General features: G+C 65.7%; 11 protein-coding genes. 4 read left to right on the top strand and 7 right to left on the bottom strand.

Translation table 11 applies throughout. The features are described 5' to 3' along the window. Positions 1-28: 28 nt before the first annotated feature. On the top strand, positions 29-934 hold the full coding sequence (locus H3H37_RS20040; protein WP_182165813.1) for a LysR substrate-binding domain-containing protein: 906 nt from the start codon (positions 29-31) through the stop codon (positions 932-934). A gap of 163 nt (positions 935-1,097) precedes the next feature. Here the strand turns inward: H3H37_RS20040 and H3H37_RS20045 are convergent, their stop codons facing one another. Both H3H37_RS20045 and H3H37_RS20050 read right to left on the bottom strand, forming a co-directional pair. Beyond that, positions 1,098-1,559: a cache domain-containing protein gene (locus H3H37_RS20045; protein WP_182165815.1), complete on the bottom strand. Its 462-nt coding sequence runs from the start codon at positions 1,557-1,559 to the stop codon at positions 1,098-1,100. An 80-nt stretch (positions 1,560-1,639) separates the two neighbouring features. Further along, on the bottom strand, positions 1,640-3,340 hold the full coding sequence (locus H3H37_RS20050; RefSeq protein WP_182165817.1) for a tannase/feruloyl esterase family alpha/beta hydrolase: 1,701 nt from the start codon (positions 3,338-3,340) through the stop codon (positions 1,640-1,642). A 490-nt stretch (positions 3,341-3,830) separates the two neighbouring features. Between H3H37_RS20050 and H3H37_RS20055 the strand changes: the two genes are divergently transcribed. Continuing rightward, on the top strand, positions 3,831-4,469 hold the full coding sequence (locus H3H37_RS20055) for a PEP-CTERM sorting domain-containing protein (protein ID WP_182165819.1): 639 nt from the start codon (positions 3,831-3,833) through the stop codon (positions 4,467-4,469). 100 nt (positions 4,470-4,569) lie between these two features. Then, the gene (cueR, locus tag H3H37_RS20060; protein ID WP_182165821.1) at positions 4,570-5,037 is read left to right on the top strand and encodes a Cu(I)-responsive transcriptional regulator; all 468 of its coding nucleotides are present in this window, start codon (positions 4,570-4,572) and stop codon (positions 5,035-5,037) included. Positions 5,038-5,115: 78 nt separating this feature from the next. Here cueR and pntB read toward each other — a convergent pair whose 3' ends face one another. From pntB to H3H37_RS20080, 4 genes are read right to left on the bottom strand one after another with little or no spacing between them, the layout of a single operon-like run. Further along, positions 5,116-6,543: a Re/Si-specific NAD(P)(+) transhydrogenase subunit beta gene (gene pntB, locus H3H37_RS20065; RefSeq protein ID WP_182165823.1), complete on the bottom strand. Its 1,428-nt coding sequence runs from the start codon at positions 6,541-6,543 to the stop codon at positions 5,116-5,118. Between the two features lie 17 nt (positions 6,544-6,560). Then, a complete protein-coding gene (locus H3H37_RS20070) occupies positions 6,561-8,144 on the bottom strand; it encodes a Re/Si-specific NAD(P)(+) transhydrogenase subunit alpha (protein WP_182165825.1) in 1,584 nt (527 codons plus the stop codon). A gap of 43 nt (positions 8,145-8,187) precedes the next feature. Continuing rightward, positions 8,188-8,958, bottom strand: coding sequence for an SDR family oxidoreductase (locus H3H37_RS20075; RefSeq protein WP_182165827.1), 771 nt, complete (start codon positions 8,956-8,958; stop codon positions 8,188-8,190). 32 nt (positions 8,959-8,990) lie between these two features. Further along, positions 8,991-10,067 (bottom strand): phosphotransferase family protein, encoded by a 1,077-nt coding sequence (locus H3H37_RS20080; RefSeq protein WP_182165829.1) that lies wholly within the window; start codon positions 10,065-10,067, stop codon positions 8,991-8,993. Positions 10,068-10,295: 228 nt separating this feature from the next. Here H3H37_RS20080 and H3H37_RS20085 point away from each other — a divergent pair, with 228 nt between their 5' ends. Next, entirely contained in the window at positions 10,296-11,225 is a 930-nt protein-coding gene (locus tag H3H37_RS20085) for a LysR family transcriptional regulator (protein WP_182165831.1), read from the top strand. A gap of 215 nt (positions 11,226-11,440) precedes the next feature. Here the strand turns inward: H3H37_RS20085 and H3H37_RS20090 are convergent, their stop codons facing one another. Continuing rightward, complete coding sequence (locus H3H37_RS20090; RefSeq protein WP_182165833.1) at positions 11,441-13,213, bottom strand: AI-2E family transporter; 1,773 nt, start codon at positions 13,211-13,213, stop codon at positions 11,441-11,443. Positions 13,214-13,258: the final 45 nt, after the last annotated feature.

Here is a 13,258-nt window from a genome sequence, read left to right on the forward strand (position 1 = left end):
GATGACGTTGAGTAAGGAATAGCCACCGATGGACTTGAAACAACTGGAATATTTCGTTCGCGTGGCCGAGCTCGGCAGCTTCACGCGGGCCGCGAGCGTGCTCGACATCGTCCAGCCGGCGCTGAGCCGCCAGGTACGCATGTTGGAACTGGAATTCAAGCAGACGTTGTTGGTGCGCAACGGCCGTGGCGTCGTCACCACCGACGCCGGCAAGCTGCTGCTCGAATACGGCCGCGGCATCCTGTACCAGGTGGAGCGCCTGCGCGAGGAACTGGGCCGCGCGCGCGGCGCGCTGGTGGGCCATGTGGCGCTGGGTCTGCCGCCCAGCCTGCTGAAGATCCTGGCCGTGCCGATCTTCCGCGAATTCAAGGAGCGCTTCCCGGCCGCCACGCTGGCCATCCGCGAAGGCATGAGTTCGGGCATGCACGAATCGCTGCTGTCGGGCCGGCTGGACGTGGCCCTGCTGTACAACGCCTCGCCCCTGCCCGATGTGGACCTGACGCCGCTGCTGGAGGAAGAATTGTTCCTGGTCGCGCCCCAGGGCGACGGCGTGCCGGCCACGCCGGTCGCCATCGGCGAATTGCCGGACTACCCGCTGATCGTGCCCAGCCGCCCGAACGCGATCCGCATGCTGATCGAAGGCGAACTGGCCAACCTGGGTCTGCGCCCCACCATCGCCTTCGAAGTGGACGGCGTGAACGCCATCCTCGATCTGGTGGCCGAGGGCTTCGGTTACGCCATCCTGTCGCAGACGGCGGTGGCCAACCTGGCCAGCGCGCGCCAGTACCGGCTGCGCTCCATCCTCGGCGATGGACTCAAGGCCAAGCTGTCGCTGGCCGTCAATTCGCACCGCCAGGTCACGGCCACCCAGCAGGGGCTGATCGACCTGGTGCGGGAAATGGTGGCCGAGCACCTGGACCGGGCGCCGCTCTAGCCGTTCTAGCCGTTCTAGCCGTTCTAGCCGGTCTAGCCATGTAAGCCGCGCCCGCCGTTCGTCCGGGCCGTCCCGCCCGCCATGCCCGTCCTGCCTGTCCTGCCCGCCCTGCCCTTGCGGGCTCAGGCGGGTTCAGGCGGGCGGGCCCGTCCAGAATTGAAGATTACTTGTAGATCCCGGCGCCGATGATGACGTCGTCCACTTTTTCCAGATACGTGGACTTGCTCTCGATGGCGCCGGTGGCCGGGCTCGGCCACTTGTAATCGACCCAGCCCCGGCCCTTGGTTTCCACGGTATTTACATATTCGCGGAAGATCATCTTGCCATCGACATCCTTGATGCCGGGCGTGGATTTGCCGACCAGCTTGGGATTGGGATGGGCCAGGCCCATGCCCGTCATGTCGAAGGCGACGACGTACATATCCTTGACGCGGAACTGACTGCCCTGCTTGTTGAACTCCGCCAGCGCCTTGTCCCTGCCGTTCTGCTTCCAGTAGGCGACCGCCTTCTTCACCAGCGCTTCCGCTTCGGGCGCCGTGCCCCGGTCCTCGCCGGCCAGGCACAGCGCGGGCAGCAGCAGCGCCACGCCGATGCAGGTCTTGATGGATGGAATGATCGATTTCATGTTTTTATTCCTTGTAAAAATGGACACCATGATTCGCTGGCGCGACCGGGCCGCGCCAGCGCACTGTTTCAACTATCGCTTCACTGGCAACTGAAATTGGCGGCGTCCTCGACGCTGCCGCTGCCCTTGTACTTCGCCACCTTCGGATAGGCGCACAACGGCCGGCTGCGGCTCGCGGACCAGCTTGCCGGCACGTCGGCGTTGACGCCGCCGCTGTTGCCGGGGCCACGCACGCTGGCCGTCACGGCGTCCGGCGCCTGGCCCTTCTCGACCCAGTTGACCAGCGGCGTGAGCATGTCGAACTGGTCGGCCGTCGGGCCGCCGCTGCAATGGTTCATGCCGGGCACGCGGAAGAAGCGGGCAAAGTTGGCCGCATCGCCGCCATTGGCCGCGCGCAGGCTGTCGTACCAGGCGTTGGTGTCGTCGCTGGAGAAGATCGGATCGCTGGTGCCGTGGTAGGCCAGCAGCTTGGCGCCGCGCTTCTTCAGTGCACCCAGGTCGCTGACGTTGGGCGGCAACATGAACGACAGGGCGCTCTCGGTGTAGGTGGCCGTGGTGGCGCCGATCTTGGCCAGCATGTCGTCCAGATTGCCGTTCAGGACGAAGCTGGTGCCATCGAAGCTGGCCGCGTCCTCGGGCGGCGCCTGCCACACCAGGCCCACGGCGCCGGCATCGCGCTGCATCGGGGAGGTGAACTTCCACGAGGCCCAGCCGGGCGTCGCCAGCCCGGCGTCATACGGGAAGCCGGCGTAGATCTTCTTGCCGGTGGCGGTGGTGGCGCCGGCGAACAACTGGCCGATAGCCGTCTTTTGCGCTGCGCTCAGGCAGGTGCCGTCGCGCGCGCCGGCGCAGGTGGGGACGTCGCGTTCCAGGTTGAACGCGGCCTGGCAGGCGGCGCCGTCCTGCACCATGCCATCCTTCACGCCGTCGAGCGCGTCGCACTTGTCCAGCACCGCGTTCGACACCAGCGTGCGCTCGGCGGCCGTGAAGCCGGTGGACAAGTCGCCCGGCGTGCTGGCCAGCGCGGCGTAGGTCTTGCCGCCGGCGATATTGGCCGTGGCCGCGAGCGGCAGCCGGAAGCCCGGATCACCGACCAGGAAACCGTCGTACTGGTCGGCGTAGCGGGCCGCCGCCACCATCGTGTGCCGGCCGCCATTGGAGCAGCCGCCGATGTAGGAACGATCGGGCTCCTTGCCGTAGGCGGTCTTGATCAGCGCCTTGGCCATCGGCGTGAGCTTGCCCACGGCCTGGTAGCCATAATCGAGGCGCGCCTGCGGATCGATGCCGAACGAGGGAATCTGCGAACCGTTGTGGCCGGCATCGGAACTGATGACGGCGAAACCCTGGTTCAGGGCATGGTCCAGCGGGCCGCCGCCGCCCACCGGGCCGGTGGCCGTGGCGACCACGCCGTCGAGGCCGCCGTTGGCCTGGTAGAAGAAGCGGCCGTTCCAGTTGACCGGCAGCCGCATTTCGAAGCCGATCGCATAGCGCTTGCCATCGACCGGACTGACGCGCTGGAACATCTGGCCCGTGACCTGGCAATGCTGCGCCACCGGCTTGCCGGCGACGACCAGCGTGCCGGCGGGAATGTCGTTGGCGGCCGTGATGACCGTGTTGGGATAGGCGATGCGCGTGGCCAGGTCGGCGCAGGAGGATAGGGTCGCGCCCGTGGCGGCGGCCAGTTGCGGCAGGGGCGCCACGCTGTCGCCGCCACCGCAGGCGGCAAGCAGCAAGACCGCGCTGGCGGCGGCGGCGGTTCCGGTCAGTTGTCGACCATTCATTGGTTTGTCTCCGGTTTGATTGTTATGACTGCACATGGTTGGCCGGGCTGCTGGTGGCCACGCTGCCTGACGGCAGGCGGCCCGCCGCGGGGCACCCGGTTTTCTTTCCCGCAGCGTGAAAGCGGTTGGTCCTGGCGCGGACGCGCGAGGGCGGGCATCTCCTTCGACAAGGGCGTACGCCGCCCTGCCTTTCGCATGGATTGATGGGCTGTGAAATGACTGGATAATATCAGGAAGTATATCAAGTTAATTATCAAGTTACCTGATATCTAATATGCTTATAGCGGTTTCCTAAATTGCAACACTCAAGAAAATTTTGATGACCGGGTTTGGCTGGTGCTGGCGTCCAGTAATTGCGGCGATACAACAATGACCAGAAGGAAATGATGGAAAAATGCAAAAATAGTGTTTTTGTGTATAGACAATTTGTTATCATTACTGCTCTTATACAAAACACTGCGGTCAACCGCCATCGTCGAAAGGGATCTCCATGAAATTGAAGCGCATCGCCACCAGCCTGACCATCGCCACCGCCTTCCTGTGCGGCGCAGCCCACGCCGATACGACCTACACCAACACCGGCGTCATCGGCTCCCCGATCTACTCGATGGGCGCCCCCGACACGACCAGCTATGGCGAATTCTTCACCGCGCCCGGCGGCGTCCTGAAGAGCTTCACCTTCCAGGCACTGTCCGGCGTCAGCGGCAATGTCGACCTCACCATTGCCGCCTGGGATGGCAGCAAGCCAGTCGGTCCGGCCCTGTACACCAGCGCACCGATCAGCTACAACGGCGGCGTCCAGTACCTGGGCGCGAATGGCATCAACCTGACCCTGACCGCCGGCACCAACTACATCGCCTACCTGACCGTGGCCGGCGTAGCGTCGCCGATGTCCGAAGTGAGCATCGCCGGTTCGAATTCGGATGGCGGCCTGGGTGGCGGCTTCCGTTTCCTGAATTCGGCCGGCACCGATCCGCTGACTCTGCAAACGCCGTGGTCGAGCTGGTACGTGCCGGCGATGGCCTACACCGCCACCTTCGCCCCCGCCGTCCCTGAGCCTGAAACCTACGGCATGATGCTGGCTGGTCTGGCACTGGTCGGTGTGCTGGCGCGCCGCAAACGCGCCTGATCGTCCCGCTCCCGCACGCGTTACACGCGCTACAATGCGCTTGACCTTCCCATCGCGGGAAGGTGCAGACTGGTGGCCACCACGCTACGGGAGCAGGTCGATGAATATAGGGGAAGTCGCCGCGATCTCCGGGGTCTCGGCGAAAAAGATACGGCACTATGAGAGTATCGGCCTGCTGCCGCAGCCGGGCCGCTCGGATGCCGGCTACCGGCGCTATGGCGACAAGGATGTGGCGCGGTTGCGCTTCATCCGCCATTGCCGCGACCTTGGTTTCGCGCTGGACCAGGTGGGCGAATTGCTCGACCTGTGGCAGAACCGGGAACGCTCCAGCCGCCAGGTCAAGGCGCTGGCACAGGCGCATCTGGCCGAGCTGGATGCAAAACTGCAGGAACTCCAGCAAATGCGCACCGCGCTGGAAAGCCTGGTGAACTGCTGCCACGGCGACGAACGGCCCGATTGTCCCATCATCGAATCACTGGAAGCAGCCGAAGCGGCTGAAGCGGCGCCACCGCCGGCCGCCCTGCCCCTGGCCAGCCTGCCCGTGCAACGCCGCGCCCGGACGCGCTGATCACCCTTCGCATCGCGATAAAAAAAAGGCCAATCCGAAGATTGGCCTTTCGCACATCACATCAACTGCTGCCTGCGATTACGCTGCCGCTTTCAGGGCCGCCAGCACCTCATCCAGCATCTTCTTCGCGTCACCGAACAGCATGCGGTTGTTCTCCTTGTAGAACAGCGGATTGTCGACGCCCGCGTAGCCGGAGGCCATGCTGCGCTTCATCACGATCGAGTTCTTCGCCTTCCACACCTCCAGCACCGGCATGCCGGCGATCGGGCTGGACGGATCGTCCTGCGCGGCCGGGTTGACGATGTCGTTGGCGCCGATGACCATCGCGATATCGGTGTCGCCGAAATCATCGTTCAGTTCATCCATCTCCTGCACGATATCGTACGGCACCTTGGCCTCGGCCAGCAGCACGTTCATGTGGCCCGGCATACGGCCCGCCACCGGGTGGATACCGAAGCGCACATTCACGCCCTTGGAGCGCAGATACTGGGTGATCTCATTCACCGTGTGCTGCGCCTGCGCCACCGCCATGCCGTAGCCCGGCACGATGATCACGTTCTTCGCTTCGCGCAGCATCTCGCTGGTCTCGGCGGCGGTCACGGCCACTACTTCGCCTTCCGGTTGGGCGGCGCCGCCACCACCGGCTGCAGGCTTGGTGGCGCCACCGCCAAAGCCACCCGCGATCACGCTGATGAAGTTGCGGTTCATCGCGCGGCACATGATGTAGGACAGGATCGCACCCGAGGAACCGACCAGCGCGCCGGTCACGATCAGCAGGTCGTTGTTGAGCATGAAGCCGGTGGCCGCAGCCGCCCAACCGGAATAGCTGTTCAGCATCGACACCACCACTGGCATGTCGGCGCCGCCGATGGCCATCACCATGTGCACGCCGAACAACAGCGCGATCACGGTCATCACGACCAGCGGCAGCATGCCGTCGGATACCGATTCGGCGCCCAGGAAACGCTGGCCGACGACGATCACCACCAGCAGGCCGATCAGGTTGAGCCAGTGACGGCCAGGCAGCAGCAGCGGCTTGCCGCCCACGCGGCCCGACAGTTTGCCGAACGCGATCAGGGAACCGGACAGCGTGATGGCGCCAATCAGCACGCCGATGTAGATTTCCACCTCATGGATCGTCTTTTCCGCGCCGGCCAGCTGGGCCGATACGGACGGATCGATGTAGTTGGCGTAGCCGACCAGCGTGGCGGCCAGGCCGACCAGGCTGTGCATCAATGCCACCAGTTCCGGCATTTGCGTCATCTGCACGGTGCGCGCCGCGTACAGGCCCAGCGAGCCGCCGGCGACCATGGCGGCCACGATCCACGACAGGCCGGAGGCCGTCACGTGCGGGCCCAGGACCGTGGCCAGCACGGCGATCGCCATGCCGATCATGCCGTAGGCGTTGCCGCGCCGCGCCGATTCCGGGTGCGACAGGCCGCCCAGGCTCAGGATGAACAGGATCGTCGCCCCCAGGTAGGCGACGGTGGTGAGACTTTCAGACATTGTTAGCCCTCTTCGAATTATTTGCGGAACATCGCCAGCATGCGGCGCGTGACGGCGAAGCCGCCGAACATATTGATCGCGGTCAGCACGATACCGATCATGGCCAGCCAGCGGATCGCATCAGCCGGACGGGCCAGGGCCGCGTCCACCGGCGGTGCGATCTGCACCAGCGCGCCGATGGCGATAATGCTGGAAATGGCGTTGGTCACGCTCATCAGCGGCGTATGCAGGGCCGGCGTCACGTTCCACACCACCATGTAGCCGATGAAGCAGGCCAGCACGAACACCGTGAAGTGGCCGAGGAAGGCGGCTGGAGCGAACGCGCCGATCGCCAGCAGCAGCGCGGCGGCCACGCCGAACATGGCGACCACGCGCCCGGTCGAGGCGGGCGCGGACGGCGCGCCATGGCCGTGCGCCTTGGGCGCCGGGGCGGCCGCAGCCGGCTTGGGGGCCGGTGGCGGCGGCGCCTTGGGCGCTGGCGGCGGCCACGTGACTTCGCCCTGCTTGATCACGGTCAGGCCGCGAATGGCGTCGTCCTCCATGTTGACGTTGATGACGCCATCCTTGGTCTTGCACAGTTCCTCGGTCAGGCGCAGCAGGTTGTTCGAATACAGGGTCGACGATTGCTTGGACAGGCGGCTCACCAGGTCGGTGTAGCCGACGATGGTCACGCCATGCTGCACCACCACCTGGCCCGGCACGGTCAGCTCGCAGTTGCCGCCCTGTTCGGCGGCCATGTCCACGATCACGCTGCCCGGCTTCATGCTGCGCACCATGTCGGCCGTGATCAGCCGGGGCGCCGGTTTGCCGGGGATCAGGGCGGTGGTGATGATGATGTCCACCTCCTTGGCCTGCTGGGCGTACATGGCGCGCTGGGCCTGCTGGAAGCCCTCGCTCATCACCTTGGCGTAACCGCCGCCGCCGCCGCCCTCTTCCTCGTAGTCGACCTTGACGAATTCACCGCCCAGCGACACCACCTGGTCGGCCACTTCGGCCCGGGTGTCGTTGGCGCGCACGATGGCGCCCAGGCCCACGGCCGTGCCGATCGCCGCCAGGCCGGCCACACCGGCGCCGGCGATGAAGACCTTGGCCGGCGGGATCTTGCCGGCCGCCGTCACCTGGCCGTTGAAGAAGCGGCCAAACGCGTTGGCTGCCTCGATCACGGCGCGATAGCCGGCCACGCCAGCCATGGAAGTGAGCGCGTCCATCTTCTGAGCGCGGCTCAGGGTACGCGGCAGCGCGTCGATCGCCAGCACGGTGGCCTTCTTGGCCGCCAGTTGCTGCAGCAATTCGGGGTTCTGGGCCGGCCAGATGAAGGACACCAGCGTGCTGCCTTCACGCACCAGCGCCACTTCCTCCGGGTTCGGACCCCTTACCTTGAAGACGATGTCGGCCTGCGCCCAAAGCTCGGGGGCGCTGGGGACGATGCGCGCGCCGGCGGCGCGGTAGGCATCGTCACTGAAATTGGCGGCATCGCCGGCCCCCGTTTCCACGGCGACCGAGAAGCCCAGTTTAATGAGCTTTTCGACCACCTCGGGCACGGTGGCGACGCGTTTCTCCTGCGGGTAAACTTCACGTGGCACAGCTATCGTTAGTGACATATATTTTTCCTGTTATTCCATGAAAACCTGGGTCAATGGCGGGTCAAACACACAGGTACCCCCCATCGACGTTGAGAACAGCCCCTGTAGTGTAACTCGACGCGGCCGAAGCGAGGTAGAGCACTGTACCTGCCATCTCGGAAGGCTGGGCGGCACGGCGCATCGGCACGTGCGCCAGCAGCTGTTTGAGCACGGCCGGCGACTCCTTCAGCGCGGTGGTGAACTTGGTGTCCGTGAAGCCCGGCAGCAGCGCGTTGCAGCGCACGCCCGCCAGCGCCAGCTCGACGGCGAAGGCCTTGGTCATGGAGATGACGGCCGCCTTGGTGATCGAGTAGATCCCCTGGTGCAGGCCCGGAATGACGCCGTTCACGGACGCCACATTGATGATGGAACCGCCACCATTGGCGGCCATCAGCCTGGCGCCATGGGTGGACATGAAGAAGTAGCCGCGGATGTTGACGTCCACCGTCTTCTGGAACGCGTCGGCGCTGGTGTCGGTGATGGGGCCGAAATACGGGCTGGTGGCGGCGTTGTTGACCAGGATGTCGAGGCGGCCGTGGCGCGCGGCCAGTTGCGCGTACAGGGCCTCGATCTGCGCCATGTCGCCGATGTGGCAGGCCGCCGCTTCGGCCGAGCCGCCGGCGGCCACGATGTCGTCGGCCACGCGCTGGCAGTCGTCGACGCGGCGGCTGGTGACGATCACGTGCGCGCCGCTGGCGGCCAGCAGGCGGGCGACTTCCTCGCCGATGCCACGGCTGGCGCCGGTGACCAGGGCGACCTTGCCGGCCAGGTCGAACAGATTGGATGGGTGCATGCTCGTGTGCTCCTGAAGGTGGGAATGGTCGCTCATCGCACGCTGCCGCCGGTCGTGATCACGGCCCGGCAGCGCTGCCCCAGGTAGCGCACCATCTCGCCGAAGCCGGCGAACTGCGGGTTGGTGGTCTGGCCCAGCGCGTAGCGGCGGTAGATCTGCTGCGCGATCACCATCAGGCGGAACAGGCCGAACACCTCATAGAACGCGAAGTCGCCGATGTCGGTGCCGGTGCGCTCGGCGTAGTAGGCCAGCACTTCGCGCCGCGTCAGCATGCCCGGCGCGTGGGTGGGCTGGCGGCGCGAGGCCAGGAAGGCCGCTTCGTCGCCCGCTTCCACCCAGTAGGCCAGCGAGCCGCCCAGGTCCATCAGCGGGTCGCCGATGGTCGCCATTTCCCAGTCGAGCACACCGATCACGCGGGTGGGATCGACCGGGTCCAGCACAACGTTATCAAAACGGTAATCGTTATGAATCACGCACTGGCGCGTGTCGCGCTGCGGCCGCACGGCGCCCAGCCAGGCCACCACGTCCTCGCAGGCGTCGGTGCCCTCGGTCAGCGCGCGCTGCCAGCGCCCGGTCCAGCCGTCGTACTGGCGCGCCACGTAGCCTTCGCCCTTGCCCAGCGCGGCGATCCCGGGCTGCGACGTATCGACCGCATGCAGTTCGATCAGGCGGTCCAGCACATTGGTGCACAGCTGGCGCACGCCGGCCGTGTCCAGGCCCAGGGTGGGCGGCAGGTCGCGCCGCAGGATGATGCCCGGCAGGCATTCCATGGCGAAGCACGGCGCGCCGACCACGGCGGGATCGTCGCAGCGCGCCAGGATGGCCGGCACGTAGGGATAGCTGGCTTTCAGGGCCGCCATCACGGCCGCCTCGCGCAGCATGTCGTGCGCGCCCGCGCCAGCGGCGCCGGCCGGGGCGCGGCGCAGCACCTGGGCGCGCTCGCCATAGTTGACCAGGTAGGTCAGGTTGGACGCGCCGCCCTGGAACTGGCGGAGCTGCGGCTCCCCTTCCAGCCCGGCGATCGCGCCCTTGAGCCAGGCGTCCAGGCGGGCCATGTCGAGCCGGTCTTCATCGCGCACGGGGCGGGCGTCGGTCATCGCGGTGCTCATGCGTGCTCCTTTCCGGCGGCGTGCCATGGTAAGGGGTTGTTGGCGGCCACGCCGCGCGAGACAGGCGCGCGGCAACGTTCAAACGTCGTGAAATCCATGATGTAAAGTCCAGGCTGTTGTGATACAGCCAGCGTACGCGAATTGAACCCATCCATAAAATGAATATTAGTAATGCAGTACTATAAATGCGGTTAATATGCTGGGAATCGCTCCCCATCCCGCCACATCATGTCCACCGACAACCGCATCGACCTGAACCTGTTCCGCGTCCTCGACGCGATCTACCAGCAGGGCGGCATCACGGCCGCCGCGCGCGCCCTGCACCTGACGCAACCGGCCGTGACCCATGCCCTGAACCGGCTGCGCGAGCACTTCGACGACCCCCTGTTCGTCCGCCAGGGCAACCGCATCGTGCCCACCGAACGCACGCTGGCCGTGATCGACACCGTCCAAAGCCACCTGCACGGCCTGCAAAGCACCTTGCGCAGCGAGGCGGAAGTCCAGCCGGCAACGCTGGACGTGGAGATGACGCTGGGCGCGCGCGACATGCTGGAATCGATGACGCTGCCCGCCCTGGCCACCGCCTTCGCGCGCGAGGCGCCCCGGCTGCGGCTGGCCAGCCGGCGCGTGCCGCTGGACGAAGTCGAACGGGCGCTGGCCAGTGGCCAGCTGGACCTGGTGTTCGAACGCCGCCTGCGGGTGGGCCCGCGCGTGGCCAGCGCCTATATGTTCGACGAAACGCATGTCGTCGTCATGCGCCGCGACCATCCGCTGGCCCACGGCACCCCGACCCGCGACGACTACTTCGCGGCGCAACACGTGAGCGTCTCGACGTTGGGAGAAACCAACACTTTGGACGTCCTGCTCGGCAACGAAGGACGCCATCGGCAAATCCACCTGATCTGCCAGCACCATTTCGCGGCCTGCCAGATCGCCGCCTCCGGCGACCTGCTGCTGACCCTGCCGCGCTTTTACGCGCTGCGCCTGGCCGAATTGCTGCCCATCGTCGTCAAACCGCTGCCGCTGCGGGTCAAGCCCTACCAGATCTTCGCCTACTGGCACGAAATGCGCGATGCCGACCGCGTCCATCAATGGTTCCGCGAACGGGCGATCCAGGTGGTGCGCGAGGCCGCCATGGCCGCGCTGCCCGCGCCGTAACGGCACGGCGCCTGCCCGGCGAACGCGCGAAAAACACCTCAGCCAGTTGGAACGCCGCCATGCGGCCCGGTCGCTCAGTGCTAAGCGTCCAGGGCTGCGCAAGCCAGCGCTGAATCCGTGGCGAACAATGCGTCGCCCGCGCGAGCGCAGCCTCGTATGGAGCGAAGTACGCCGGACGCAACTACGTGCGGCTTCGTTGAAGTCCCGCTCTTCCTTCATCCAGGATGGCGTGGCGCCACGAACGCAAGCGCCTCTTCAAAACTTTGCAGCACCAGATCCACCTGTGCGGCTACCCGCGAATGCTCCACCTCCACGTCCTCGCGCGGACGAACGGTTGCCAGCGGAATATCCGGCAGCGCGGAGCGCAGCTCGGCCACCGCGGCAGCCCAGGTATCAAGATTGCTGTCCACCGGATAGGACACGAACATAGTCGAAATCAGCTGCTCCGCGCCCGGGTCGTCCTCCTCTGCATCGGGCTTGATCACGTAGCTGCGCGCGTCCAGACCTGCCTCGCGAAATACCAGCACCAACAGTTCGCTCACAAACTCTTCGCGCATGCCGGGCAGCGCCGCCGAAAGGATGACTGACCGCGCGGGTACGTCCAGCGGCCCTTGCCAGCGCCCCAGCCTTTCCTCGCGCCGGTGGCGCAGATGGGCGCCAATATTCTCATTCAGCAGGGAGATCCTGCGGCCACGGCCACGACCTTTGGCCTGTCCGGCTGCCAGCGTATCCGCCACCATGGCGACGGTGGCGCGAAAATGATCCACCTGGCTACTGAGCAGGTCAGAGCTGGCAAGCGCCATGCCGGGCAGCAGTACCTTGTCGCAATAGCGCGCCAACGTCGCCTTGCGCAGGAAGGCACGGGCGTCGTCAATGATGGCGTCCGCCTCGCCGCTCAGTACGCGATGGTGGAAACGCTGCGCCGCATTGGCATGGGGCGCCTCCGCAAACAGGATGCTGATGGGTTCCAGGCTCTTGATATAGCGGCCGGCAACCACGATACACAGCGTCAACGGCGTCGACAGCAGCAGCCCCAGCGGCCCCCAGATCGCGCCCCAGAACAAGGCAGACACGATCACCGCCAGGGGCGACATGCCCACGCTATGTCCATAGACGCGCGGTTCGACCACGTGCGCCACCACCAATTCGAGCAGCAGAAACAGCACCATCGCATATGCAGCGAGCGTCCAGCCCGGATCCACCGCCGCCGCGAACAAAGCAATGGCGGCGCCCGCAATCAGCGCCCCGATGTAAGGGACGAAGCGCAGCGCCGCGCATACACTTCCCCACAACGCGGCGTGAGGAATCCCGATCAGCCAGAGCGCCAGGCCGATGACCACACCAAACGTCAAATTCAGCACCAGTTGGGTAAAGAAAAACCGGGACACGCCTTCCGCCGCATCTTCCAGCCCCTGGATGGTGCGGCTGACGTCGCGTTGCCCGACCAGGCGCAATACCCGGTCGCGCAGGTTTTCCCGGTCCAGCAAGATGAAGATCAGCAGTACCAGGACCAGGAAGGCTTCGCCCAAGGGCCCGGAAACCACCCCGATGGTTTTGGCAATCGCGTCTCTGGTACTGGTCCGTTCGCGTATCTCGACCGGCATGGGGCGCGGTCCCGCTTCCGGCAAAGGCCCCGCTGGCACGCTCTCCATCAGGGTCGGCGCCAGGCGTGCCAGCGGATGCTGAACCATCTTTTCCAGCCGCTTGGTCTTGGCGCGAATCTCGGCACTGTATTGCGGCAAATCGGACGACAAGGCCATCACGTTGGCGCCGAGCACCGCCATGGCGCCGACAAAGGCCACGATCACCACCCCCAGCGCGGCAAAGGTGGCATGCACGCGCGACAATCCCATCCGCCCCATCGCACGTATCAATGGCGCCAACGCCAGACTGAGGACAAGTGCCGTCACGATAGGCTGCATGACACTTTGAGAAAAATACAAGATGCCAAGTATGCACGCCGTCGTCACGGCAAAGTTGACTTTCATAATCTCTCCGCTCAATAAAAAAACCCAGCAGCTTTCGAGCCGCTG

The organism is Rugamonas brunnea (assembly GCF_014042345.1).
Classification (GTDB): Bacteria; Pseudomonadota; Gammaproteobacteria; order Burkholderiales; family Burkholderiaceae_D; genus Rugamonas; species Rugamonas brunnea.

What these genes read in the sequence shown, in the direction of transcription:
- H3H37_RS20075 (WP_182165827.1), bottom strand. Translation starts at nt 8,958, where the DNA reads ATGCACCCATCCAATCTGTTCGACCTGGCCGGCAAGGTCGCCCTGGTC.
- H3H37_RS20050 (WP_182165817.1), bottom strand. Translation starts at nt 3,340, where the DNA reads ATGAATGGTCGACAACTGACCGGAACCGCCGCCGCCGCCAGCGCGGTC.
- H3H37_RS20040 (WP_182165813.1), top strand. Translation starts at nt 29, where the DNA reads ATGGACTTGAAACAACTGGAATATTTCGTTCGCGTGGCCGAGCTCGGC.
- H3H37_RS20055 (WP_182165819.1), top strand. Translation starts at nt 3,831, where the DNA reads ATGAAATTGAAGCGCATCGCCACCAGCCTGACCATCGCCACCGCCTTC.
- H3H37_RS20090 (WP_182165833.1), bottom strand. Translation starts at nt 13,213, where the DNA reads ATGAAAGTCAACTTTGCCGTGACGACGGCGTGCATACTTGGCATCTTG.
- H3H37_RS20070 (WP_182165825.1), bottom strand. Translation starts at nt 8,144, where the DNA reads ATGTCACTAACGATAGCTGTGCCACGTGAAGTTTACCCGCAGGAGAAA.
- pntB (WP_182165823.1), bottom strand. Translation starts at nt 6,543, where the DNA reads ATGTCTGAAAGTCTCACCACCGTCGCCTACCTGGGGGCGACGATCCTG.
- cueR (WP_182165821.1), top strand. Translation starts at nt 4,570, where the DNA reads ATGAATATAGGGGAAGTCGCCGCGATCTCCGGGGTCTCGGCGAAAAAG.
- H3H37_RS20080 (WP_182165829.1), bottom strand. Translation starts at nt 10,067, where the DNA reads ATGAGCACCGCGATGACCGACGCCCGCCCCGTGCGCGATGAAGACCGG.
- H3H37_RS20045 (WP_182165815.1), bottom strand. Translation starts at nt 1,559, where the DNA reads ATGAAATCGATCATTCCATCCATCAAGACCTGCATCGGCGTGGCGCTG.
- H3H37_RS20085 (WP_182165831.1), top strand. Translation starts at nt 10,296, where the DNA reads ATGTCCACCGACAACCGCATCGACCTGAACCTGTTCCGCGTCCTCGAC.